Origin of the sequence: Amycolatopsis sp. MtRt-6 (genome assembly GCF_017308975.1) — a bacterium.
Lineage (GTDB): Bacteria > Actinomycetota > Actinomycetes > Mycobacteriales > Pseudonocardiaceae > Amycolatopsis.
Window position 1 is genome coordinate 41604 of record NZ_JADWPD010000033.1, and the last position, 24040, is coordinate 65643.

The 24040-nt window shown below is 70.9% G+C and carries 24 protein-coding genes; 9 read left to right on the forward strand and 15 right to left on the reverse strand.

What is annotated here, in order from left to right:
- Nucleotides 1-11 precede the first annotated feature (11 nt).
- A complete protein-coding gene (locus I4Q55_RS39330; RefSeq protein WP_206795581.1) occupies nt 12-1511 on the reverse strand; it encodes an MFS transporter in 1500 nt (499 codons plus the stop codon).
- Between the two features lie 118 nt (nt 1512-1629).
- Between I4Q55_RS39330 and I4Q55_RS39335 the strand changes: the two genes are divergently transcribed.
- Nucleotides 1630-2295 carry a TetR/AcrR family transcriptional regulator gene (locus tag I4Q55_RS39335; RefSeq protein ID WP_206795583.1) on the forward strand — a complete coding sequence of 222 codons (666 nt, stop codon included), beginning with the start codon at nt 1630-1632 and terminating at the stop codon, nt 2293-2295.
- A gap of 1 nt (nt 2296) precedes the next feature.
- Here the strand turns inward: I4Q55_RS39335 and I4Q55_RS39340 are convergent, their stop codons facing one another.
- Nucleotides 2297-4156: a HEAT repeat domain-containing protein gene (locus I4Q55_RS39340; RefSeq protein WP_206795585.1), complete on the reverse strand. Its 1860-nt coding sequence runs from the start codon at nt 4154-4156 to the stop codon at nt 2297-2299.
- Nucleotides 4157-4195: 39 nt separating this feature from the next.
- Complete coding sequence (locus I4Q55_RS39345; RefSeq protein ID WP_206795587.1) at nt 4196-4390, reverse strand: PspC domain-containing protein; 195 nt, start codon at nt 4388-4390, stop codon at nt 4196-4198.
- Between the two features lie 286 nt (nt 4391-4676).
- Here I4Q55_RS39345 and I4Q55_RS39350 point away from each other — a divergent pair, with 286 nt between their 5' ends.
- Nucleotides 4677-5543 (forward strand): hypothetical protein, encoded by an 867-nt coding sequence (locus I4Q55_RS39350; protein ID WP_206795709.1) that lies wholly within the window; start codon nt 4677-4679, stop codon nt 5541-5543.
- A 52-nt stretch (nt 5544-5595) separates the two neighbouring features.
- Here I4Q55_RS39350 and I4Q55_RS39355 read toward each other — a convergent pair whose 3' ends face one another.
- From I4Q55_RS39355 to I4Q55_RS39380, 6 genes are all read right to left on the reverse strand, one after another.
- On the reverse strand, nt 5596-6771 hold the full coding sequence (locus I4Q55_RS39355; RefSeq protein WP_206795589.1) for an ABC transporter ATP-binding protein: 1176 nt from the start codon (nt 6769-6771) through the stop codon (nt 5596-5598).
- 4 nt (nt 6772-6775) lie between these two features.
- The gene (locus I4Q55_RS39360; RefSeq protein WP_206795591.1) at nt 6776-7615 is read right to left on the reverse strand and encodes a carbohydrate ABC transporter permease; all 840 of its coding nucleotides are present in this window, start codon (nt 7613-7615) and stop codon (nt 6776-6778) included.
- Entirely contained in the window at nt 7615-8577 is a 963-nt protein-coding gene (locus I4Q55_RS39365) for a carbohydrate ABC transporter permease (RefSeq protein ID WP_206795593.1), read from the reverse strand. The genes I4Q55_RS39360 and I4Q55_RS39365 overlap by 1 nt, the downstream gene beginning before the upstream one ends.
- A complete protein-coding gene (locus I4Q55_RS39370) occupies nt 8574-9896 on the reverse strand; it encodes an ABC transporter substrate-binding protein (protein WP_206795595.1) in 1323 nt (440 codons plus the stop codon). The genes I4Q55_RS39365 and I4Q55_RS39370 overlap by 4 nt, the downstream gene beginning before the upstream one ends.
- A 244-nt stretch (nt 9897-10140) precedes the next feature.
- The gene (locus I4Q55_RS39375; protein WP_206795711.1) at nt 10141-10665 is read right to left on the reverse strand and encodes a general stress protein; all 525 of its coding nucleotides are present in this window, start codon (nt 10663-10665) and stop codon (nt 10141-10143) included.
- 111 nt (nt 10666-10776) lie between these two features.
- Nucleotides 10777-11973, reverse strand: coding sequence for an acyl-CoA dehydrogenase family protein (locus tag I4Q55_RS39380; RefSeq protein ID WP_206795597.1), 1197 nt, complete (start codon nt 11971-11973; stop codon nt 10777-10779).
- A gap of 140 nt (nt 11974-12113) precedes the next feature.
- Here I4Q55_RS39380 and I4Q55_RS39385 point away from each other — a divergent pair, with 140 nt between their 5' ends.
- Nucleotides 12114-12506: a DUF4190 domain-containing protein gene (locus I4Q55_RS39385; RefSeq protein ID WP_206795598.1), complete on the forward strand. Its 393-nt coding sequence runs from the start codon at nt 12114-12116 to the stop codon at nt 12504-12506.
- Nucleotides 12507-12615: 109 nt separating this feature from the next.
- On the forward strand, nt 12616-13281 hold the full coding sequence (locus tag I4Q55_RS39390) for a DUF4190 domain-containing protein (RefSeq protein WP_206795599.1): 666 nt from the start codon (nt 12616-12618) through the stop codon (nt 13279-13281).
- Here I4Q55_RS39390 and I4Q55_RS39395 read toward each other — a convergent pair.
- Nucleotides 13278-14144: a slipin family protein gene (locus I4Q55_RS39395; protein ID WP_206795600.1), complete on the reverse strand. Its 867-nt coding sequence runs from the start codon at nt 14142-14144 to the stop codon at nt 13278-13280. The genes I4Q55_RS39390 and I4Q55_RS39395 overlap by 4 nt on opposite strands.
- A gap of 92 nt (nt 14145-14236) precedes the next feature.
- Here I4Q55_RS39395 and I4Q55_RS39400 point away from each other — a divergent pair, with 92 nt between their 5' ends.
- Genes I4Q55_RS39400 through I4Q55_RS39415 form a run of 4 tightly spaced genes read left to right on the forward strand, consistent with a single transcriptional unit; the run spans nt 14237 to nt 18085 of the window.
- Nucleotides 14237-15148, forward strand: coding sequence for an aminoglycoside phosphotransferase family protein (locus tag I4Q55_RS39400; protein ID WP_206795601.1), 912 nt, complete (start codon nt 14237-14239; stop codon nt 15146-15148).
- A 10-nt stretch (nt 15149-15158) separates the two neighbouring features.
- Nucleotides 15159-16436: a magnesium transporter MgtE N-terminal domain-containing protein gene (locus I4Q55_RS39405; protein ID WP_206795602.1), complete on the forward strand. Its 1278-nt coding sequence runs from the start codon at nt 15159-15161 to the stop codon at nt 16434-16436.
- Entirely contained in the window at nt 16429-16929 is a 501-nt protein-coding gene (locus I4Q55_RS39410; protein WP_206795603.1) for a DUF1003 domain-containing protein, read from the forward strand. The genes I4Q55_RS39405 and I4Q55_RS39410 overlap by 8 nt, the downstream gene beginning before the upstream one ends.
- Nucleotides 16930-16939: 10 nt before the next feature.
- Complete coding sequence (locus I4Q55_RS39415) at nt 16940-18085, forward strand: Mrp/NBP35 family ATP-binding protein (protein ID WP_206795604.1); 1146 nt, start codon at nt 16940-16942, stop codon at nt 18083-18085.
- A gap of 20 nt (nt 18086-18105) precedes the next feature.
- Here I4Q55_RS39415 and tatB read toward each other — a convergent pair whose 3' ends face one another.
- The 4 genes from tatB to sigE all read right to left on the reverse strand — a co-directional run bounded on the left by tatB (nt 18106) and on the right by sigE (nt 22033).
- Nucleotides 18106-18528, reverse strand: coding sequence for a Sec-independent protein translocase protein TatB (gene tatB / locus I4Q55_RS39420; protein ID WP_091304382.1), 423 nt, complete (start codon nt 18526-18528; stop codon nt 18106-18108).
- 77 nt (nt 18529-18605) lie between these two features.
- The gene (locus I4Q55_RS39425) at nt 18606-20123 is read right to left on the reverse strand and encodes a S1C family serine protease (protein WP_206795606.1); all 1518 of its coding nucleotides are present in this window, start codon (nt 20121-20123) and stop codon (nt 18606-18608) included.
- A 651-nt stretch (nt 20124-20774) separates the two neighbouring features.
- Nucleotides 20775-21425 carry an anti-sigma factor gene (locus tag I4Q55_RS39430; RefSeq protein WP_206795607.1) on the reverse strand — a complete coding sequence of 217 codons (651 nt, stop codon included), beginning with the start codon at nt 21423-21425 and terminating at the stop codon, nt 20775-20777.
- Nucleotides 21422-22033 carry an RNA polymerase sigma factor SigE gene (gene sigE / locus I4Q55_RS39435; protein ID WP_091304385.1) on the reverse strand — a complete coding sequence of 204 codons (612 nt, stop codon included), beginning with the start codon at nt 22031-22033 and terminating at the stop codon, nt 21422-21424. Before sigE ends, I4Q55_RS39430 begins: the two co-directional genes overlap by 4 nt.
- A gap of 190 nt (nt 22034-22223) precedes the next feature.
- Here sigE and I4Q55_RS39440 point away from each other — a divergent pair, with 190 nt between their 5' ends.
- Nucleotides 22224-22868: an O-methyltransferase gene (locus tag I4Q55_RS39440; RefSeq protein WP_091304386.1), complete on the forward strand. Its 645-nt coding sequence runs from the start codon at nt 22224-22226 to the stop codon at nt 22866-22868.
- On the opposite strand, the gene I4Q55_RS39445 is transcribed toward I4Q55_RS39440, so the two are convergent.
- Nucleotides 22861-24039 (reverse strand): MFS transporter, encoded by a 1179-nt coding sequence (locus I4Q55_RS39445; protein ID WP_206795608.1) that lies wholly within the window; start codon nt 24037-24039, stop codon nt 22861-22863. The two genes, I4Q55_RS39440 and I4Q55_RS39445, sit on opposite strands and share 8 nt — an antisense overlap.
- Nucleotide 24040 lies beyond the last annotated feature (1 nt).

Genomic DNA, 24040 nt, shown 5'->3' on the forward strand with positions numbered 1-24040 from the left:
GTCACCCGCGATCACATGTGCACGGCGCCCGGCGCCGCTTCACCCGCCGGGACGCCCGGGCGCAGCAGCAGGCCGCTGAGCACCGCGCCGGCCACGAAGATCACCGCGGCCCACGTGAACGCCGTCGTGTAGCTCTCGATGGCCGCCTCGGCCGCCAGCTGCGGCGTCGGGGTCTTGCCCGCCACGTACGCCGTGGCCGCGTTGCCGGCCAATGTCGACAGCAGCGCCGTGCCGATCGAACCGCCGACCTGCTGCGCGGTGTTCACCGCCGCCGACGCGACACCCGAGTCGTGCGCCTCGACGCCGAACGTCGCGACGCTCATCGCCGGGGCCATCGCCAGGCCGATGCCGAAGCCCATCACCAGGAGCGGGCCGAGGACGCCGGAGACGTACGTGCTGCCGAGGCCGATGCCGCTCAGCCAGAACAGGCCGGCCGCGGCGATCGCCATGCCGGTCGGCACCAGCGGCCGGGGGCCGAACCGCGGCAGCAGCACGGCCGTCGCCGTCGTGGCCGACAGCATCAGCGTCGCCACCATCGGCAGGAAGCCGACGCCGCTCTGGATCGGCGTGAACCGCAGGTTCTGCTGCACGTAGAACGTCAGGAACAGGAAGATCGCGAACATCCCGATGGCGAGCAGGAACATCGCCAGGTAGGAGCCGCCGCGGTCCCGGTCGAGCAGCACGCGCAGCGGCAGCAGCGGGTGTTCGACGCGCTGCTGCAGCCACACGAACACGCCGAGCAGCACCACGCCGGCGGCGAGGAAGCCCCAGACCGACGCCGACGACCACGAGTCCGACTCGGCGTTCGCGAAGCCGTAGACCAGCGCGAAGAGGCCGGCCGACGCCGTCATCGTGCCCGGCAGGTCGAGCTTCGGGCGCGGGCCCTCGTCCTTCTGGTTGCGCAGCAGGACCGAGCTGCCCGCGAACGCGACGACGGCGAAGATGATGTTCACGAACATGCACCAGCGCCAGTCGAGGTACTCGGTGAGCACGCCGCCGAGCAGCAGCCCGACCGCCGCGCCGCCACCGCCGATGGCGCCGAACACGCCGAACGCGCGACCGCGTTCCTTCGGGTCGGTGAAGGTCGTGGTCAGCAGCGCAAGCGTGGCGGGCGCGAGCAGCGCGCCGAACACGCCCTGTGCCGCCCGGGCGACCAGCAGCATCTCGATGTTGGTCGCGAAGCCCCCGAGCGCGGACACCGCGGCGAAGCCGGCCAGGCCGACGAGGAGCGCGTTCTTGCGGCCGAAGAGGTCCGCGAGCCGCCCGCCGAGCAGCAGCAGGCTGCCGAACGCCAGCGCGTAGGCGGTGACGACCCACTGCCGGGCGTCGTTGGAAAAGCCCAGGTCGGCCTGGGCCGAGGGCAGCGCGATGTTCACCACGGTCGCGTCCAGCACGACCATCAGCTGCGCGATGCCGATCATCACCAGGATCAGCCAGCGTCTGGCGTGGTGGGGGTTTTCGCCGGCGCGCGTGTCCCCCGACGGCGCGACGGCGAGTGTGGACTCGGGCATGGAGTGTCCTCACAGAAAGTGATCACAAGATTATGTGGAGTAGGTATCTCCCCTTACTCGCCCCAAGGTACACAAGAACCGGAGATGGCGCCTCTACTTCAGCGGTTAGACTGGAGCCATGGCACGGGACGCTGGTCCCGCCGCACCGGCGCGGCCGCTGCGGCGTGACGCTGAACTCAACCGCCGTCGCATCCTGGCGTCGGCCCGCGAAGTGTTCGGTCAGCGCGGGCTCGAAGCCACGCTGGACGACATCGCCCACCACGCCGGCCTCGGCGTCGGCACGGTCTACCGCCGCTTCCCCAGCAAGGAACACCTGGTCGAGGCCATGTTCACCGAGCGGATGGAAGAGATCGGCGACCTCGCCGTGGAGTCACTGAAGGCCGATGACGCGTGGCAGGCGTTCGTCGACTTCACGTGGAAGGCGGCCGAGCTGCACTCCGCCGACCGCGGGCTGCGCGAGATCATGCTGTCCAACAAGTTCGGCCACGAGCACGTCGCCGAGAAGAAGGCCCGCATGGTGCCCTTGATCACACAGCTCATCGAACGGGCCCAAGCGGCCGGCGGGCTGCGGCCGGACTTCGCACCCTCGGACATGGCGATGGTGCACATGATGATCGGTTCGGTGGTGGAGTTCACGTGCGCGGTGGACCCGGACCTCTGGCGGCGGTCCCTCACCATGCTGCTCGACGGGCTCCGCGCCGAGCCCGGCACTCCGTCGGTGCTGCCCCACCCGCCGCTCAGCGAGGACGAAGTCGACGAAGCGATGTCCTGCTGGCGTCCCTGACTCAGCCGCAGTTCGCGAGCAGCCGGGCGACGTCCCGGCGGAACGCCCGTTCCCGGGGGACGTCGCCCCACAAGGTCAGCCGCTCGTCCGTGGCCAGGATCCGGCGCAGTAGCGGTGCCGTCGCCGCGGGCAACGGCCCCAGCTCCAACAGCCCCCGCACCGCCGCTCCCTCAGTCTCGTAGGCCTGCTTCGGCTTCATCTCGGCGAGCACGCCGAGCAGCACCGGTACCGCCTCCGCGGCGTCGCCGGTCAGACGGGCCAGCGCGCGGGCGACCGCCACCTCGTCCGCCGGTCGAGAGCAGTCGAACGCCCGCAGGGCCGGGACGTGGTGCGCCGCGGCCGGGCCGAGGGCCGCGAGCCGTTCGACCGTGGCCCCTTCGCCCCGGGCGAGCCCCTCCGCCAGGAGTTCGTCGGCGGCCGCCTGGTCACCACCGAGGACGGCGAACGCGGTCGCGGCGGCACTGCGGGCGGCCCATGGCAGCTCCCTGCGGTGGGTCGCCTCGGCGAGCGCGTCCAGCACCTGCCCGTCCGCGACGCCGATCACCCGGAGCGCGTCGGCGCACCACTCCACGGCCCGTGGGTCTTCCGAGCCGAGCGCCGGCGCCAGCTGCGGCACCGCCGGGGCGGCCACCGGGCCCCAGTCGGTCAGCAGGCGCGTCACCTGCAGGACGACCATCGCGTCGCAGTCGGGCAGGAGGTCGAGAACCCAGGGCAGGACCTCGTCGGCGAACTCCGGCGCGTGCCCGAAGAGATCGCGCAGGATCGGCACTTCGCCCGGCGGCGACGGTAGCCACCCCGAGCCGATGAAGGGCCGTTCCGCCCGCATCCGTTCGGTGCACAGGGCAAGCTGCGGCGCCACCGCACGGCGATCACGCAGCTTCAGCAACGCCCACAACGCCATGTCCCGCACTTCGGCGACGACGAACTTCCCGAGCTTCTCCGCCGGGCCCGCGTCGTCGATCAGCGCGAACAGCCGATCGGCGTACCCGGCCGAAGCCGGTGCGAGGTCCCCGAGCCGGGCAGCGGCCCAGCCCCGCTCGGACGTCTCCAGCAATCGGCCGAACACCGGCACAAGCGCTTCGGCCGTTAGCGGCCGGTCGGTGGCGAGCTCGCCGGCTACGGTCCGCACCGCGGTGCTGAACGCCGGGTTCGCCGTCAGCGCGATCAGCACCTCCGTCTGCGACTCCGGAGTCAGGGGTTCGACCGCCCACTCCAGGAGGTCCGAAGAGCTGTCGATGCCGTGCAGGCCGTCATAGGGAGCCGGATCGCCGCACAACGCGTCGACGAACCGGTCCACCGGAACTTCGCCGCCGATCCGGGCGATCGACACCCACGCCGCGACGGCGAGCGCGGCCTCGTTCGTCCGCTCGGCCAGCCACGGCAGCACACTTTCACCGCCCACCTCGCCGATCGCGACCACGAGCCCGGCGCGCACGGAGTCAGCCTCTTCCCGGCTGAAGCGGTCGAGCAGGGCATCCAGCACGATCTCTGGCTCCGGTGCCTCTGCCAACGCAAGGCCGGCGGCGCGCCGGACCGCCTCGGCCGAGTCGTCCAGCAGGGCGATCAGCCGCTGGACGGCTTCCCCCCAGACCGCGGGCCAGCGCTCGTCGACCGTCGCCACGCGGGCGGCGCGCGCCACCATCTCGACGATGTAGAGCACCCGGGAACGCTCGGGGGCTCGCCCGTCTTCGACGTACCGCAGCACCTCGGGCACGGCGTCGGAGACCGCCGGGAGCCACTCCCCCGGCTCCATCTGCAGCGCGCCGGCCAGAATCAGGAAACCCATGAGAGGTTCGCCTTCGACCAGCTCGCGGAACCCGACGTCCCAGGGCTTCCGTTGTTCGTCCCCCCACTGCACCACCACCGCAGCGTAGCGGGATTTGCAGCCCGAGCCGAGGACTTACTCGGACGGGACGACCACCCACATGACCAGGTAGGCCACGAACTGCGGCCCCGGCAGCAGGCAGGACAGCACGGCCAGCAGCCGCACGGTGCCGGGCTTCATGCCGTACCGCCGGGCCAGGCCCGCGCAGACGCCGCCGATCATGCGGCCGTGGCGCGGACGGGACAGCCGTCGAGTGACCGGTGCGCTCATCGTCTTTTCCCTTTCCTCGAAGTTCCGATACCTCCACTTCACCACCGGAGTACCCGTTTCCGCATCGCCCACGGGGTGGACCGCCCCCTTAGGGGACGGCAAAGCCGAAAATCGTTCAGGAGACCGGGGAACCACGGGTAAACCAGGCGGAAATCCGATGACCTGCGCCTTTTGCCCGCGGCTGGGGAAAAATAGTGAGAGATGTCCCCGTCAGGGCTGGTTTTTCGGCCGGATGTGGTGATACTTGCACCCCGTGTACCCGCGTCCGAAAAGCTTGGCCGTCGCGATGCTCTGCGCCCTGCTGACCGCCGGCTGCGCCACCACCCAGGCCGCCCCCGAGCGGGATTCCGGACCCACGCCGCTGACCGCCGTCGACGCGCTCGGCGACTTCGGCAGCGTCGACTACTGCAGCCTGCTGAACGTGCCCGAAGTGGCGCCGGGCGCGGTCGCGGTGCCGACGTTCGAAAGCTGCCACGCCGAAGCCGGCCCGCGCACGATCCTCGTCGGGCCGCTGGCCTTCGAGGCCGACCCGAACATCAAGCCCTACGCCTACCCCGGGCCCGTACCCGACGGCGTGGCGATCCAGCAGTCGATGTTCAACGATCGCAGCGCGTGCACCCGCGCGATCACCTTCGCCGACGGCTACCGGCTCGACCTGTCGGTCACCGACGGCAGCGGCGACCAGGCCGCCCGCTGCGGCGTCGCGGACGCCGCCGTCGGCTCGGCGCTGACCGCGATCACCGCGCACAAGGTCGGGCGGCTGACGTTCCCGGACCGCTCGTGGGGCCGGGTGGCCCCGTGCGTCCCGCTCGACAGCCACGACGTCGACGCCGCCGCCGGGCCCGGCAGCCAGCCGACGGCCGGCCTGTCCGGGCACAGCTGCATCCGCGGCAAGGTGAGCTTCAAGCTGACAGTAGCGACGACGGAGTCCACCGGCCCGGTCGAGACGCTCGGCGGCCGCGAGGCACGCGTCCGGGTCGCGGGCGCGTTCTGCCTGGTCGACACCACCCAGCCGGCGCCCGGCCTGCCCGGCCGCCGGGAACTGGCGGAGATCAGCGTGGTCGAGACGGCGGGCACGGCGGGCGACGCCACGTGCGCGCTGGCCCGCGGGGCGGCCAACGCGATCCTCCCCCGCCTCCCCACGCCCTCGTGAGTGGTAATTCGGGTTAGAACCCGAATTACCACTCACGAGCGCTGCGGCAGACCTAGTCCTCGTAGGTCAGGTTCTTGCCGTTGGCCGGGTCGAACAGCTTGATCTTGTCCGCGTCGTACCAGACCTCGAGGTCGGCGTTCTCCGCCGCCGACGACTCCGCCGACAGCCGCGCCACGATCTGGGACTCCGCGCCCGGGACGTCCGAGGACCCGCTGTCCGCGGCGAGCTCGGCCAGCTCCTGCGCGGTGGCGGCCTCGCCCTCCACCGTGAAGTGGGCGAACTTCTCCGAGCCCATCGACTCGAGCACGTCGATGTGCGCGGTGAACGTCCCCCCGCCGCTCTTGTCGGCGACCAGCGCCGCGTCCTCGAAGTGCTCCGGCCGGATGCCGACGATCAGCTCGCGCGGGGCGTCGGCCCGCTCCACCAGCCGGCGGACCCGGTCGGTCAGCGGGGTCGTGCCCAGTGCGCTCCGCAGCTCGTTGTTCTCCAGCGTCGCCGGGACGAAGTTCATCGACGGCGAGCCGATGAACCCGGCCACGAACAGGTTCGCCGGGTTGTCGTAGAGGAACTGCGGCGAGCCGATCTGCTGCACGTACCCGGCCCGCAGCACCACGACCCGGTCGCCCAGCGTCATGGCCTCGGTCTGGTCGTGCGTCACGTACAGCGTCGTCGTGCCGAGCTGCTTCTGGATCTTCGAAACCGACGTCCGCATCTGGCCGCGCAGCTTGGCGTCCAGGTTGGACAGCGGCTCGTCCATCAGGAACGCCTTCGGGCTCCGGACGATGGCCCGGCCCATCGCGACGCGCTGCCGCTGGCCACCGGAGAGGTTGGCCGGCTTGCGGTCCAGGTGCGCGGTCAGGTCGAGGATCTTCGCGGCTTCCTCCACCTTCGCCCGCACGGTCTTGTCGTCGACCTTGGCCAGCCGCAGCGGGAAGGCCATGTTCTCCCGGACGCTCATGTGCGGGTAGAGCGCGTAGGACTGGAACACCATGGCGATGTCCCGGTCCTTCGGGGCCTTCTCGTTGACGCGCTGGCCGTCGATGCGCAGCTCCCCGGAGGAGATGTCCTCCAGGCCGGCCACCATGTTCAGCGTCGTCGACTTCCCGCAGCCGGACGGGCCGACGAGGATGATGAACTCGCCGTCGGCGATGGTGATGTCCACTTCGGACACGGCGAGGGCGCCGTCGGGGTACTTCTTCGACACCTTGTCGAGCACGATCTCTGCCATAGCGCTACCCCTTCACCGCACCGGAGGTCAGCCCCGCCACGATGCGACGCTGGAAGAACAACACGAACACAATGATCGGGATGGTGATCACGACCGCGGCCGCGCTCACCTGCCCGGTCGGGTCCTCGAACTGGGAGGACCCGGTGAAGAACGACAGCGCCGCCGGCACCGTGCGCGACGCCGTGGTCGACGTCAGCGAGATGGCGAACAGGAAGTCGTTCCAGCAGAAGATGAACACCAGGATCGCCGTCGTGAACACGCCCGGCGCGGCCAGCGGCGCGATCACCTTCCGGAAGGCCTGGGCCGGCGTCGCGCCGTCCATCTTCGCCGCTTTCTCCAGCTCCCACGGGATCTCCCGGAAGAACGCCGACAGCGTGTAGATCGACAGCGGCAGCGCGAACGTGATGTAGGGCAGGATCAGCCCCGGCCACGTGTCGAACAGCCCCAGGTTCCGCTCGATGTTGAACAGCGGCGTCACCAGCGACACCTGCGGGAACATCGCGATCAGCAGCGAGAGCCCGACCAGCAGCTGCTTGCCGGGGAAGTCCAGCCGCGCGATCGCGTACGCGGCCATCGTGCCCAGCACCACCGCGATCACGGTCGAGATGATCGCGATGCCGATCGAGTTCACCAGCGCCAGCAGGAACTCCGACGTCTGGAAGATGTCCGCGTAGTTCTGCCAGGTCCACGACCGCGGGATGAAGTTCCCGTCGGTCAGCGTGTCCTTGGTCTTGAACGACAGCGAGATCACCCAGAGCACCGGCACCAGCGCGAACACCAGCACGAGAATGTCGACGAGGCCCCACTTGACCTTGCGGCCCGTCGTGACGGTTCCCATCACCATCAGCGCTTACCCCCGTTGTCCGAACCCGGTGCGGCCGTGCCGAACACCTTGATGAAGATGAACGCGATGATCGCCACCGTGAGGAAGATCAGCACCGCCATCGTCGACCCGATCCCGAGGTTGAGGCCCTTGACCAGGTTGTTGTAGGTCTGCATGGACACCGAACCGGTGTCCTGCGCGCCGCCGGTGAGGACGTAGATGTTGTCGAAGATGCGGAACGCGTCCAGCGTGCGGAACAGCAGCGCCACCAGGATCGCCGGCTTCATCACCGGCAGCATCACCTTCGTGAACCGCTGCCACGCGCTCGCGCCGTCCATCGCCGCGGCCTTGAGCAGGTCGTCCGGCACCAGCGCCAGGCCGGCCATCAGCAGCAGCGCCATGAACGGCGTGGTCTTCCACACCTCGGCGCCGATGATGATGAACATCGACGGCCACTGCTGGGTCAGCGGGGCCGCGCCGTCGGCGAGGAAGTTCGCCAGGTAGCCGGTCTTCGGCGTCCACGCGTAGTACCACGAGAACGCCGCGACGACGGTGACGATGCCGTACGGGATCAGCGCGACCGTGCGGACCAGGCCGCGTCCGACCAGCGTCCGGTGCATCACCAGCGCCAGCGCCATGCCGAGCACGAACTCGATCGCCACCGACACCACGGTGAGGAACATCGTGGTGCCGAACGCGGTCCACCAGTACGAATTGGACAGCACGGCCGCGTAGTTGTCGAAGCCGACGAACTCCTGCTGCGCCGGGAAGCGCAGGTCGTACCGCTGCAGCGACAGCCAGATCGAGTAGACGATCGGGTAGCCGGTGACCGCGACCATGACGAGGAACGCGGGCGCGCACAGCCAGAGCCCGAGTCGTCTCTCGGCCTTCTTCCCTTCGGAAAGCGCTGGTTTGCCCTTTTTGGCCGGTGCCGTCTGTTCGGCGGCGGTCGCCCCGGCCGGGGTCGAGTCCTGGACGGTCACGGGATCACTCCCTTCGACTGGAGCGCGTCGCCGAGCTGTTCGCGCAGCTGGGCCGCGGTCGCCTGCGGATCGATTTCGGCCGGCGGCGAAAGGATCTTCGACATCACCGTCGACATGTTCTGGTAGGCCGGGGTCAGCGGCCGCACCGCGGCGTCCTTCAGCGCGTCCAGGATGGAGTCGCGCATCGGGTACTTGATCGCCATGTTCGGGTTGTCGGCGCTCGCCGGCTTGGCCGGGTCGAGCGGCGTGTCGTTGTGGTACACCGATTCGATGGTCGGCGGCACGCCGTCGTTGATCGCCGAGAACTTCTGGTTCTCCGCGCTCCGCAGGCACAGCGCCGCCTCGTACGCCTCGGGCTTGTGCGCCGACAACGAGCTGACCGCGAGGTCGTAGCCACCGATGGTGGTCTTGGCCGGTGTGCCCGGCTTCGCCTCGGGGTACACCGCCCACTTCATGTGCGAGACGTCCTGCGGCTTTTCCTTGGCGTAGGAGGCGTAGACGAACGGCCAGTTCAGTTCGAACGCGGCGTCACCGCGCTGGAACGTCTGCCGGACGTCGTCCTCCTTCGAGTTGGTCAGCGACGGGTCGGTGATCCCCGACGACGTGATCTCCTTCAGCAGCGCCAGCGCCTGCACCGCGCCGTCGTCCATCACCACGGACTTGCCGTCCTCGGACAGGATGTGCCCGCCCATCGACTCCACCAGCGTGTTGTAGAAGACGACGAGGCCTTCGTACTGCGCGCCGGTGAACACGATGCTGTACGGCTTGCCCTGCGCCTTCAGCTCCTTCGACTCGGTGATCATCTCCTGCCACGTCTTCGGCGGCGTCGGCGTGATCCGGTCGTCGTACCAGAGCAGCTGGACGTTCGTGTTCTTCGGGGCGGCGTAGAGCTTCCCGTTGTAGGTCGCCGTTTCCAGCGGTCCCTCCAGGACACCCTGCGACGCCGCGGCCTTGTTCTCGCCGGTCCACTCGTCGATCCACCCGGCTTCGGCGAACTCCGAAACCCAGGTCACGTCGAGCCCGAGGACGTCCATCGCGGTGTCGCCCGCGGCCAGCCGCCGCGCCATCTGCAGGCGCTGGTCGTCCGAGCCGCGCTGCAGCTTGTTGTAGACGATTTCGTAGCGTCCGCCCGCCGCCTTGTTGCAGTTGTCGACGACTTTCTGGAAGCTGTCCTCGGGCGCGTAGTAGACGTTGATCTTCAGTCCGCCGCCCGAGCCGCAACCGGCCAGCATACCGGTCACCAGTGCCCCTGCCCCCAGCAGGACGGCGGTGCGGCCGGGCGAACGTCCTCGTTTGCCCGCGCCGATCCTCTTCCCCATAAGGCCTCCTCACCCGCGTGCACGCCGGATGCCATGGCGCCCGGAGGGCACCACGACGCGATGAGGCGAAACCGCGCCAGCACCCCGACGTGCTAGTGCTCGGGCCGCCGCGCTGGTGGGGCGAGGCCGCCCGACTGGTGTCGGCCAACTTATGCCGGGCGATCACACCCCGCAAGCAGTATCGGTAACGATTCAGCGCACCGCGCGCCGAATCGTGATTTTCGCCTGGTAAGGGTCCTATTTCTCAGGGGTTCGCGGACGGCGGTTTCATGGCCAGCTTGGCGAGCAGTTCCCGGCCCCGTTCCGCCGAGCGCGGCTGGCACAGGACGTCGTACCGGCCGGCGACGAGCTGGCTCGCCGAGGAGAAGTCCCGGCGGCCGCGCGACATGCTGTAGCCGATCGCGGCGAACATCAGCCCGGACAGCACCCCGAGCACCAGCCCGGTGAGCACCTGCAACGCGAACCCCTGGTTGACGAACAACCCGAGCAGGAGCCCGGCGAACAGGCCGAACCAGGCACCGGACACCGCGCCGGTGCCGAGCACGCGGCCCCAGGACAGCTTCCCGATCACGCGCTCGACGAGCATCAGGTCGACCCCGACGATCGTGACGTCGCCGACGGCGAACTCGCTGTCGGCGAGGAAGTCGACCGCCTTCTGCGCCTCGCCGTAGGTCGCGTACGACCCGATCGGCCAGCCGGTCGGCGGGGTCGGCAGCCGCGGCAGGCCACCGGGCGCCCGCCCCCCGCCAAAGGGACTACTCACCATCATCACCTGCGCACTCGTTGTCCGGGCGTCCATCTTGTCAAGAACGCCCGGACCGTGCGAGCCGCTTACCCCGAAAGGCCCGGCCACTGTTTGTCGACAGAGCGACAAACGTGCTCAGGAGCGCGACTTGTACTCCCGCAGCAGGCCGCGGCTGATGATCGTCTTCTGGATCTCGCTGGTGCCCTCGCCGATCAGCAGGAACGGCGCCTCGCGCATCAGGCGTTCGATCTCGTACTCCTTCGAGTACCCGTAACCGCCGTGGATGCGGAAGGCGTCCTGGGTGACCTCGGCGCAGTACTCGGAGGCGATCAGCTTCGCCATCCCGGCTTCGACGTCGTTGCGCGCGCCGGAGTCCTTGAGGCGGGCCGCGTTCACCATCATCAGGTGCGCGGCCTCGACCTTGGTCGCCATCTCGGCCAGCTTGAACGCGACGGCCTGGTGCTCGGCGATGGCCTTGCCGAACGTCTTGCGCTGCTGGGCGTACTCCACCGCCAGCTCGAACGCCCGGATCGCGATGCCGCACGCCCGCGCGGCCACGTTCACGCGCCCGACCTCGACACCGTCCATCATGTACGCGAAGCCCTTGCCCGGCGCTTCGCCGAGCACCATGTCGGCGCCGATCTTGAAGCCGTCGAAGACCGCTTCGGTCGTGTCGACGCCCTTGTAGCCCATCTTGTCGATCTTGCCGGGGATGGTGAGCCCGGGCGCCACCTCGCCGAAGCCCTCCGGCTTCTCGACCAGGAACGTCGTGAGGTTCTGGTGGGGCTTCTCGGCGCCTTCGTCCGTCTTGACCAGCAGCGCGATCAGGTTGGACGAACCACCGTTCGTCAGCCACATCTTCGAGCCGTCGATGACATAGCCGTCGCCGGTCTTCTTGGCCTTCGTCTTGATGGCGGCGACGTCCGAGCCGAGGTCGGGCTCCGACATGGAGAACGAGCCACGGACCTCGCCGGTGGCCATCCGCGGCAGGAAGTGCCGCTTCTGCGCCTCGGTGCCGTGGCGGGAGATCATGTGCGCCACGATGAAGTGGGTGTTGATGACGCCGGACACGCTCATCCAGCCCCGCGCGATCTCCTCGACGACCAGCGCGTAGGTCAGCAGCGACTCGCCGAGCCCGCCGTACTCCTCCGGGATGGTGATCCCGAACAGGCCCATCTCCTTCATCCCCGCGACGATGTCGGCGGGGTAGGTGTCGGCGTGCTCGAGCTCCTGCGCGTGCGGGATGACCTCCTTGTCCACGAACTGGCGGACGGTCGCGAGGATCTCCGACTGCACGTCGGTCAGGCCGGCGGTCTGGGCGAGACGGGCCATCACGGCTCCCTTTCCGGAGTACGACGCCGCTCCCGGCGCTGGGTTACCGGTGAGTATGACCGGAAAGCCCCCACGCTGCTATGAGGGCGCTCACGCTGAGCGGGTCCGGGCCCGTAAAGTGCGCTGGGAGGGGAGAGATCATGACTTATCCGCAGGACCCGAACAACCCGTACGGCCAGCCGCCGTCGGGCAGCTACCAGCAGCCCGGTTACGGCCAGCAGTACCCGGCCGGCGGCTACCCGCAGTACCCGCCGACGCCCGGCTACCCCGGCATGCCCGGTCAGCCGCGGGAGGGCTCGGGGCTGGCGATCGGGGCGCTGATCTGCTCGATCCTCGGCATCTTCCTGTGCTTCCTGGTGACCGTGGCCGGCATCATCATGGGCCACATAGCCCACGGCAAGGCCAAGCGCGGCGAGGCCGACGGCCAGGGCGTCGCACTGGCGGCGATCATCACCGGGTACATCGGGATCGCCCTCAACATCGCGTTCATCGCGCTCGGACTGGCCCTCGGCTTCCTCGGCGGCTGGCGCTGAGCAGGCCGCCGGGGCGCCCCCCGTTTTCGACTCTACCGGCGACCACCGACAATTCCGCCGCGCCGGCGGCAGCGACGTCGGCCTCCCACCCGCACCGAGGGGACCCGTCATGACCGACCCGACCGGGGACAAGGACCGCCCAGCCGCCGACCCGACCGTGGCGTACGACCCGCCGCCGGCGGCGGACCCCGCGCCGTACGAGCCGGAGAACTACGACCCGCCGGCGGCCGACGCCACGATCGCCGCCTCGACGCCGACGGCCGACTCCGGCGACGCAGCCACCACCGCCGAAGCCGCCGGCTCCCCGGCGGAGGCCCCGGCCGCCGAGGCACCCGCCGCGGAGCCGCTCGGCCAGCTGCCGCCCGGGGCGTACGAGACACCGGCGGCCTACATCCCCGGCACCCCGTACGCGCCCCCGGGCCAGCCGGTCCCCCAGGCCTACCAGCAGCAGCCGTACCCGCCGGCCTACGGCCAGCCGTACGCGACGCCGGCACCGTACGGGCAGCCCACCCCCTACGCGACGCCGCAGGGGCAGGACAACGCGCTGGCGATCGGCGCGCTGGTGTGCTCGATCCTCGGCTTCTGCTCCGGCCTCACCGCGATCGCCGGGCTGGTCATGGGCCACATCGCGCTCGCCAAGACCAACCGCGGCGAGGCAGGCGGCCGCGGGCTGGCGACGGCCGCCGTGATCGTCGGCTACGTCGTCGTCGCGCTGTGGGTCGGGTTCTTCACCACCCTGATCATCCTGGGCGCGAACGGCTACCTCGGCCGCTAGTCCGCCGACGGCAGCACCGCGTCGCCCGGGCTGCGCGGTGACGGCGTCGCGTGGCCGTTCACCTCCGGCTTCGCTTCCGGCGAGGAGGCCTCGGCCTTCGGCGCCGCCGGCTTCGCGGTGTGCGAGTCGAGGAACCGCAGCAGCTCCACCGGGAACGGCAGCACCAGCGTCGAGTTCTTCTCCGACGACACCTGCACCACGGTCTCCAGCAGCCGCAGCTGCAGCGCCGAGGGGGTGTCGGCCATCGTCGCCGCGGCCTGCGCGAGCTTGTGCGACGCCTGCAGCTCGCCGTCGGCGGAGATGACGCGCGCGCGTCGTTCCCGCTCCGCCTCGGCCTGCCGCGACATCGAGCGCTTCATCGCCTCCGGCAGCGCGACGTCCTTGATCTCGACGCGGTCGATGTGGATGCCCCAGTCCAGCGCCGGGCTGTCGATCATCAGCTCCAGGCCCTCGTTGAGGCGCTCGCGGTTGGAGAGCAGGTCGTCGAGGTCGCTCTTGCCGATGATCGAGCGCAGCGACGTCTGCGCGACCTGCCCCACCGCCGACCGGTAGTCCTGCACGTTGACCGCGGCGACCACCGGGTCGATGACCTTGAAGTAGACGACCGCGTCGACCCGGACCGTGACGTTGTCGCGGGTGATGCCGTCCTGGGCCGGGATCGGCATGGTCACGATCTGCATGTTGACCTTCTGGAGCCGGTCCGCGAACGGCACGAGCACCGCCAGCCCGGGTTCGCGCACCCGGGCCCGCACCCGCCCGAACCGGTAGATCAGCCCGCGTTCGTACTGCTTCACGACGCGCACGCTCGACGCGAGCCAGACCCCGCCCGCGAGGACGACGGCGCTGAGAATCTCCACCACCATGGCTGCTCCCGGGGTTATGGTTTCCCCTGAAACCCCAGCGTACGCCGGTGTCGGCGGCGACGAAACGCACTGGACGCGGCCACCAGACTGGGATGGTGAACGATCTCCGCGTACCTCCGCTGTTCGCCGCCCGCGCGCCCCGGGTGCTCGGCGACGAAGCCGTCCCGTGGCTGGCCGCCCTGCCCGAGCTCGCCGCGGCCTACGCCCGGAAGTGGGGCCTGACGTTCGAGGGCGAGGCGATGCACGGCTACGTCGGCGTGGTGCAGCCCGCGCGCCTGGCCGACGGCACGCCGGTGGTGCTCAAGCTCGGCTGGCGGGACGGGGAGTCCGCCGACGAGCCGCTCGCACTGTCCACATGGGCCGGTCGGGGTGCGGTGCTGCTGCTGGAGTCCGCGCCCGGAGACGGCGTCCTGCTGCTCGAACGGCTCGACGCGAGCCGCACCCTCGACGACCTCCCGCTGCGCTCGGCGATCCCGCTCGTCGGCGGGCTGGCGCGGCGCCTGGCCGTCCCCGCACCGGCGTCGATGAGCCGGCACCTGCGCACCGAAGCGGCGCAGCTGACCGAGGAGCTCCCCCGGCGCTGGGCCGAACTCGGCGAGCCGTTCGAGCGGCGGCTGGTCGACGACGCCGTCGCGATCTGCCGCGAACTCGGCCCCGCGGCGGGTGACCTGCTGGTGAACGAGGACCTGCACTTCGAGAACGTCCTCGCCGGCACGCGCGAGCCGTGGCTGGTCATCGACCCGAAGCCGCTGGCCGGCGACCTCGAGTGGGGTGTCATCCCGCTGTTCTGGAACCGCTTCACCGAGTCCACACTGGACGAACGGTTCGCGCTGATCGTCGCTTCGCACGAGCTGGACGCCGCGAAGGCGCGGGCCTGGACGCTCGTGCGCGCGGTGCAGAACTGGATCTGGATGGTCGAGGAGTACGAAGAATCCGGCGAGGACAGCGACGACCCGGCCTTCGTCACAGTGCCGGAAATCGCTGTCTGGGCAGCCAGCCGATAGTGTCAGCGGCATGGCCGCGGTCAACAGGGTTTTCGCAGCTCAGCTGTCCGGGTTGCCGGTTTTCGGCCCCGACGGCGAGTCGATCGGCCGCGTCCGCGACCTGGTCGCCGGGCTGCGCCTGGACGCGCAGCCGCCGCGGATCCTCGGCCTGGTCGTCGAGCTGTCGACGCGGCGGCGCGTCTTCGTCCCGATGCTGCGGGTGACCTCGATCGAGCCGACCGCCGTGACGCTCGCCACCGGCTCGGTCAACATGCGCCAGTTCAACCAGCGCCCCAACGAGGTCCTGGTGCTCGGCCAGCTCCTCGACGCGCACGCCACGCTGGCCGGCTCCGGCACCCGGATCACCGTCGTCGACGCCGGGATGGAGCCGACCCGCACCCGCGACTGGGTGCTGGCGAAGCTGGCCATCCGCGAGCGGCGGGTCGGGCTGGGCCGCCGCCGGTCGGCGATGCAGGTGCTGGGCTGGTCCGAGGTCGCGGGGCTCAGCCTGACCGACCTCACCGGCCAGCCCCAGGGCGCCGGGCAGCTGCTCATGCTGTTCGACACGATGCGGCCGGCCGACATCGCCGCGACGGTCCGCGACCTGCCGCTCAAGCGGCGGCACGAGGTCGCCGACGCGATGGACGACGAGCGCCTCGCCGACGTCATCGAAGAGCTGCCGGACGACGACCAGAAGGAGCTGCTGGCCTACCTGGCCGAGGAGCGCGCGGCCGACGTCCTGGAGGCGATGAACCCCGACGACGCGGCCGACCTGCTGGCCGAGCTCGCGCCGGCCGACCAGAACCGGCTGCTGGAGCTGATGGAGCCGGAGGAGTCGGCGCCGGTCAAGCGGCTGCTGGAGTACTCGTCGGACACCGCGGGCGGCCTGATGACGCCGGAGCCGGTGGTGCTGACCCCGGACACGACGATCGCCGAGGCGCTGGCGCACATCCGCAACGCCGAGCTGCCGCCGGCGCTGGCGAGCATGGTGTTCGTCTGCCGCCCGCCGACCGCGACGCCGACCGGGCGCTACGTCGGCGTCGTCCACTTCCAGCGGCTGCTGCGGGAGCCGCCGGCGGAGCTGGTCGCCAGCGCCGTCGACACCGGGCTGCCGCCGCTCAAGCCGGGCGCGTCGCTGGCCGAGGTCACGCGGTACTTCGCGGCCTACAACCTGACCTGCGGACCGGTCGTCGACACCGAAGACCACCTGATCGGCGCGGTGACCGTCGACGACGTCCTCGACCACCTGCTGCCGGAGGACTGGCGGGAGACCGGGCTGCACGACACCTTGGAGGAAGACCGTGCCTGAGCTGACTTCGGGACGGCGGCTCGACCAGCCCCGCGGCCAGAACCGGTTCAGGCTGAACATCGACCCGGATTCGTTCGGGCGGTTCACCGAGCGGATCGCGCGGTTCCTGGGCACCGGGAAGTACCTGTTCTGGCAGACGCTGATCGTCGTGGTGTGGATCGTGCTGAACATCACGGCGGTGTCGCTGCAGTGGGACCCGTACCCGTTCATCCTGCTCAACCTGGCCTTTTCGACGCAGGCGGCGTACGCGGCGCCGTTGATCCTGCTGGCGCAGAACCGCCAGGACGACCGCGACCGCGTCTCCCTGGAGGAGGACCGCAACCGGGCCGCGCAGACGAAGGCCGACACGGAATACCTGGCCCGGGAGCTGGCGGCGCTGCGGCTGGCGATCGGCGAGGTGGCCACGCGCGACTACCTCCGCAGCGAGCTGGACCGGCTCCGCGAGGACCTGTCCGTCCAGCCCAGGAAGTCCCGCACCCCTACCGGCTCGTAACATGGGGTGGGTGACCAGCACCCAGCAGCTCCCCAGCGTCGACGACGTCCGCAGCGCGCTGAAGAGCGTGCAAGATCCCGAGATCCGGAAACCCATCACGGACCTGGGGATGGTCAAGGACGTCGCGGTCGCCGACGACGGCGTGGTCACGGTCGGGATCTACCTGACGGTGGCGGGCTGCCCCCTGAAGGCGACGCTGACCAACGACACGAAGGCGGCCGTCTCGAAGCTCCTGGGCGTGGTCGACGTCCGCGTCGAGCTGGACGTGATGAGCGACGAGCAGCGCACGGAGCTGCGGAAGTCCCTGCGCGGCGACGCGGCGGAGCCGGTGATCCCGTTCGCGCAGCCGGGCTCGATGACGCGGGTGTACTGCGTGGCCTCGGGCAAGGGCGGCGTGGGAAAGTCGTCGGTGACGGTGAACCTGGCCGCGGCGATGGCCGCCCGCGGGCTGTCGGTGGGTGTGGTGGACGCGGACATCTACGGCCACTCGATCCCCCGCATGCTGGGCGCCCGCGAGAAGCCGACCAAGGTCGACACGATGATCATGCCGCCGCAGTCCCACGGCGTGAAGGTGATCTCGATCGGCATGTTCACCCCGGGCAACACGCCGGTGGTCTGGCGCGGCCCGATGCTGCACCGCGCGTTGCAGCAGTTCCTCGCGGACGTGTTCTGGGGTGACCTGGACATCCTCCTGCTGGACCTGCCGCCGGGCACGGGCGACATCGCGATTTCGGTGGCCCAGCTGATCCCGAACGCGGAGATCCTGGTGGTGACCACTCCCCAGCAGGCGGCGGCCGAGGTGGCGGAGCGGGCCGGGGCGATCGCGCTGCAGACGCGGCAGCGCGTGGCCGGGGTCATCGAGAACATGTCGTGGCTGGAGACGCCGTCCGGCGAGCGCATGGAGATCTTCGGCGCCGGCGGCGGCCGGACGGTGGCCGATTCGCTGACGAAGTCGATCGGCTCCGAGGTGCCGCTGCTCGGCCAGGTCCCGATGGACCCGCGGGTCGTCGCCCAGGGCGACGCGGGCACGCCGATCGTGCTGTCCGAGCCGGAGGCGGCGGCCTCGGTGGTGCTGAGCGACGTGGCGAAGAAGCTCTCGGTCCGGGCTCGTGGCCTGGCGGGGATGATGCTGAACGTGACGCCGGCGGGTCGCTAGGCCCCGAGCCGGGCGGAGCCTCAGGTCGCGTCGGGGTCGATCGGCGGGCGCTCGCCCGGCTTGAGGGGTTCCGGCGCGGACTGGGTCTGGCCGGCCAGGTAGCCGTTCGAGCCGTTGGTACCGTTCGCCGGGGTGCTGCTGCCGTTCGTGATGCCCTTCAGGCCGAGCGGGTCGGCGTCGCCGTCGAACAGGTGCTGCGTCACGACCCGCTTGGGGTCGAAGTTCCGCAGTCCGCGGAGGTCTTCCAGCGGCTTGCGCAGCTGGTCGAACTCCGGGCCCATCTCCTCGCGGAGCTGCTCCTTCGCGCCGGTCGCGAAGTCGCGGACCTTGCGCACGCTCTTCGCGAGCCAGGACGCCGCCTCGGGCAGCCGTTCCGGGCCGAGGATGAACAGACCGGCGATGATGAGGACGAGGATCTCCCCCCATCCGACACTCTCGAACACCCGTCTACCTCCACTCGGAACCTACCCGCCCAGGGTACCCGTCCCCCGCCGCGCTCCGGCAGGCCGAACGCGGGAACTCAGTCGGAAGCCAGGGTTACGTCGACGACGAAACTGGCGCCGTCGCGGGCCAGCTGCACCGGGACGACTTCGCCGACGTCGTGCGCGCGGACCGCGACCGTCAGTTCCGCGGAGTCGCGGACGAGCCGGGTGCCGATCTTCGTGATCACGTCGCCCTCCTTGATGCCCGCGTTCGCGGCCGGGCCGCCGGGCGCGACGTTCTTAACCTGGGCGCCCATCGTGGACGAGCCGGCGACCGTCGACGACGCGTTGATGCCGATGTCGGCGTGGTGCACCTTGCCGTCCTTGATCAGCGCCTTCGCGATCTTGACGGCGTAGTCGCTGGGGATGGCGAAGCCGATGCCGATGCTGCCGCCGTCCGCGCCGGACGAGCGGATCGACGAGTTGATGCCGACCAGCGCGCCGGTGGAGTCGACGAGCGCGCCGCCGGAGTTGCCGTGGTTGATCGCCGCGTCGGTCTGGATGGCCTCGTAGGTGACCGGCGGGGCGCCGTTGTCGCCGCCCGCGGTGATCGGCCGGTTCAGCGCGCTGACGATGCCGGCGGTCACCGAGTTCTGCAGCGCCAGCGGCGAGCCGATCGCCATCACGGTGTCGCCGACCTGCAGGTCGGCGGACTTGCCGATCTGCAGCACGGTCGGGTTGGTGACGTTGACCTTCACGACGGCGAGGTCGGTCTTCTGGTCGGCGCCGACGAGCTTGGCCTCGGTGCGGGTGCCGTCGATGAAGACGGCGGTGACCTTGACGCCCGGGTCCGCGGCGGCGGAGGCGATGACGTGTTCGTTGGTGAGGATGTAGCCCTGGGGGTCGATCATCACGCCGGAGCCCTGCTCCCCGGATTCGGCGCCGGGCTTGAACACCTCGAGCGAGACGACGGCGGGCGCGACGCGCTTGGCGATTTCGGCGACCGAACCGGCGGGGCGCTCCTTGCCGACCTCGGCTTCGGAGATGGTGGCGGCGCCGGTGAGCTCGGTGCCGGTGTCGCCGACCCACCAGCCGACGAAGCCACCGGCGGCACCGATGAGCAGCGCCACGACGCCGAGCAGGACGAGCGCCTTGGGTTGCACGCGCCGTCCGAAGAGCACCTCGGGCAGGCTGAGCAGCGCACCGGGCGGGCGTTGGGCGGGCTTTTCCTCGTCTTCGGCGGGCATGGCGGGCCCGGCGAGCACGGCGGCGGCCCCGGGATCCCGCCACGGATCACGGGTCCCGGTCCACAGCGGCGGTTCGGCGGCCGGCGAGTCACCGGTGGCTTCCCGCGGCCGTTCGAGAAGAACACCTTCGGCCCCGGGTGGCCGCCGGAAGGCCTCGGCGAGCGATTCGGGCGCGGGCGGGGCGAGGTTGACGCCGTTGGCCTGCTGCGGGGAGTAGAGCTTGTCGAACGCCCCGTCGACACCCTGCGGCCTGCCGAAGACGGCGGCCTGCGCCGGATCGACGGCCGGCCGCGCGAGCGGCCGCGGGCCCAGCCGGTCGGCATCACGCGCGCCGGGCTGCTCGGGATTCACGTTCGGCTCGGTCATCATTCCCCGGTGCAGAAGATCAGGTGGCTGGGCGTGACGATACCCAAGCCCAGTGGTCCGAGTCTGCCGGTCCGCGGGTGAAGTGGCTGTTTCTTGAGTCCCTTGTCCACAGGGTGCCGGAGATGGGGACAAAACGGCCGCGCGCGGTCGTGAACGGGGATTTTCGTCCGAGTGGCCCGATACGCTGGACCCGGGGGGCGCCCCCGGGCGGGTGCGGGGTTTCGGCAAGGCCGCCCGCGCTGCCGGCTCGGCCGGGGCAGCAGCGGGTTCGTACGTCGCGAATGACTCATTCGGGACGTCAGAGGTCCCCAATGAGTCATTCGCGGCACCGGCGACAGCTCCTCGACCACTCGGCGAAGGGGCCCAGCGCGACTGCTCGAGCGACTTTGCGGCTCAGCCGGAGGCAGCAGCGGGCCAGAACGTCATTCGCGACACCGGCGAAACTCGACCACCCGGCGAGGATTCCGGCAGAGTCGCCCGGCCGGTCCCGCTGCCAGTACCAGCCGGGTGTGCAGCGGGTTCGACCGGCGACAACGCCGGCAGTTCCGCCGAGGCGGGTCATCCAGGCAGCGGGGATCACCAGCTCAACGCGTCGCGTGGTCCGGACACACCGAAGGCCGCTGCGAACGGATCGCAGCGGCCCTCGAAGTCAGCTCAGCGGATGCCCGCCGGCACCGCCGCCGGGGTCGTGCTCGCCGGTGTCGAAAGCGGGGCCGGTTGCTGGGGGACCGCCATCTGGGCCGGCAGCAGGTTCGCCGGCTGCGGGACTCCGCCGCCCGTCTCCGGGGTTCCGTCGCCGTCCGCCGAGGTTCCCACCAGGGCCAGCGCGCTCAGCACCAGGCCCGACACCACCACGCCCGCGCCCTGCGCCGCGCGGCGCTTGAAGCGGCCGCCGCCGAGAACGTTCGGTGACTGCCCCAGGGGGGCCGATGATCCCAACGGCGCGACACCACCCAAGACGCCCGAATCGCGCAGGCCCGCGACGCGGTCGGGGCGCTGGACCGCGACCAGCTGGCCGTCCGCCGTGATCGCCAGGTTGTCCGGGGTGCTCGGCAGCTCCGTGTGCTGCGGGATCGACTGCAGGCTCGCGAGGAACCCGGCCGACATCGACGGCGCGCCCGCGCGGCGGATCGCCTCGACCGCCTGGCGCTGCGCGCGCACCTCGGCCGCGCAGGCCGCGCAGCGGGTGATGTGTGACGCCGCGCGGTCGCGCGCGCTGTGGGACAGCTCGCCGTCGACGAACGCCACCACGACGTCCGGCAGCAGGTGCGACTCGGGAAGTGCCCAGCCTCGCGGTGCGGTCATACCGTCACCTTCGCAGACTGCGGTGCGTAAGCGCGCCGGCGCTCGAGCGACGCGCGCAGCGCCTGACGCCCGCGGTGGATGCGGCTGCGGACAGTACCCAGCTTGACACCCAGCGTCGCGCCGATCTCCTCGTACGACAGCCCTTCGACGTCGCACAGCACCACGGCGGCGCGGAACTCCGGGGGCAGCTCGTCGAGCGCCGCCTGCAGGTCGGGGTCCAGGTGGGTGTCCGAATAGACCTGCTCGGGGCTCGGGTCGTCGCCCACGATGCGGTCGGTGTCCTCGGGCAGGCCCTCCATCCGCACGCGCGAGCGGCGGCGGGCCATGTCCAGGAAGAGGTTGGTGGTGATCCGGTGCAGCCAGCCTTCGAACGTGCCGGGCTTGTAGGACGCCAGCGAGCGGAAGACCCGGATGAAGGTCTCCTGCGTGAGGTCCTCGGCGTCGTGGGTGTTGCCGGTCAGGCGGTAGGCGAGCCGGTAGACGCGGTCACCGTGTTCGCGCACGACCTCGTCCCAGGACGGTGGCGTCCAGGCCGCCTCGTCCAGGGTCACCGGCTGGGCCCCGGCGTCGGCAACGGCGTTCTGCATAGCGGGAGCAGGCACCTCCATCTGCGTATCTCCTGTCTGCTCCACCCAACGCGGGCTGTGGCCACGGTGTTCCCGTGCGTTCGGATTTCAGTCTCTCCGGGCTCCTTATGGTTCTAGTGAGACTGGACTGAGAGCAGGCTGAGAACTTCTTCCCGGGTGCTTACCAGGGAGCCTGCGCGGATTTATCGACAACCAACGCTAACCTCCGTGCGTGAACACGCCCACCCCTGCGGCCGCACCGGCCGATTCCGGGTTCGTCGACGGGTACCTGCCCGACGACGAGGTGCTGTCTTCGGCGCGGGCACGGGCCGAGGACCTGGGCTGCACCCCGCTCAGCGCGGGTGCGGGCGCGACGCTGCGCTTCCTGGCCGCGACGCTGTGCGCCAAGGCCGTCGTCGAGGTCGGCACGGGCGCGGGGGTGAGCGGGCTGAGCCTGCTGCGCGGCATGGCCCCCGACGGCGTGCTGACGTCGATCGACGTCGAGCCGGAGTACCAGCGGGCGGCGCGCACGACGTTCCGCGAGGCCGGCTTCGCGCCGGGCCGCACCCGGTTGATCATCGGGCGCGCGCTGGACGTGCTGCAGCGCCTCACGCCGGGTGGCTACGACCTGGTGTTCGTCGATTCCGCGCACATCGAGTACCCGGGCTGCTACGAGCTGGGCGTGTCGCTGCTGCGGCGCGGCGGGATCATCGCGTTCCACAACGTGCTGGCCGGCGGCCGGGTGATCGACCCGGCCCACCGCGATCCGGAGACGCTGGCCCTGCGCGAGGTGGCGCGGGCGTTCCGGGAGGACGAGCGGCTGGTCCCGGCGCTGCTGCCGGTGGGCGGCGGGCTGCTGGTCGGCGCGGCTACCTGACCTCCACCAGCGCCAGCCGCTCCGCCCGGACCCGCGTCCCGGCCGCCACCGCGGCCACCGCCAGCAGCAGCCACACCGCCACCACCGCGATCAGCCACGACCACCCGGCGTGCCCGTACACCCACGCCCCGGCCGCGCCGCCCACGCTGCTGCCCAGGTAGTACGCCGCCGTGTACGTGCCGCCCACCTGGCCGCGGGCGGTCTCCGGCGCGTCGGCCGCCGCCCAGCCGTTCGCCACCGCGTGCGCCGCGAAGAACGCGCACGTCAGCACCAGGAACCCGGTGATCACCAGCGGCAACGAGTCCGGCAGCGTCAGCGCCGCGCCGAGAGCCGTCAGCAGGAGCGCCCCCACCAACGCGCGGCGACGCCCCACCCGGGCCACCAGCCGCCCGGCCGCCGCCGAGGACACCGAGCCCGTCGCGTACGCCAGGAAGACCAGCGACGCGACCGCCGGCGACAGCTCCAACGGCGCACCGGTCAGCCGGAAGCCGGCCGCGTTGTAGAGCGCCACGAACGAGCCCATCGCCAGCAGCGCCACCGCGTACTGGGCCAGCAGCACCGGCTTGCGCAACGCCGTGAGCAGCCCCCGCCCGACGCCGTGGGCGCGCCCCGGGCGGGTGCCCGGTGGCAGCGTCACGACCGTCACCGCCGAACACACCGCCCCCACGCCCGCCACCACCAGCAGCGCGCCGCGCCAGCCGAGCGGGCCCGCGGTGAACCCGCTGGCCAGCCTGCCGAGCATGCCGCCGACCGTGTTGCCCGCGATCATCGCGCCGACCGCCGCCGCGACGCCCGCCCGGCCCAGCCGTTCGGCCAGGTAGGCCGCCGCCACCCCGGGGAAGCCCGCGATCGCGACGCCCTGCAGCGCGCGCAGGACCAGCACGGCCGGGTACGTCGGCATCAGCGGCACCAGCAGGCCGAGCACGACCGACGCCACGACCGACGTCAGGATCACCGGCCGCCGGCCGACCACTTCGGACAGCGCCGCGATGGGCAGGACCGCGATGGCGAGCGCGCCGGTCGCGACGCTGACCGCGAGCGCCGCGCCGCCCGGGTCGAGGTGGTACTGCGCGGCGAGCTGCGGCAGCACCGGCTGCGGCGCGTAGAGCAGGGCGAACGAGGAGATCCCGGCCGCGGCGACAGCGGTCTTCACTCGGCGGGTGGAAGTCACG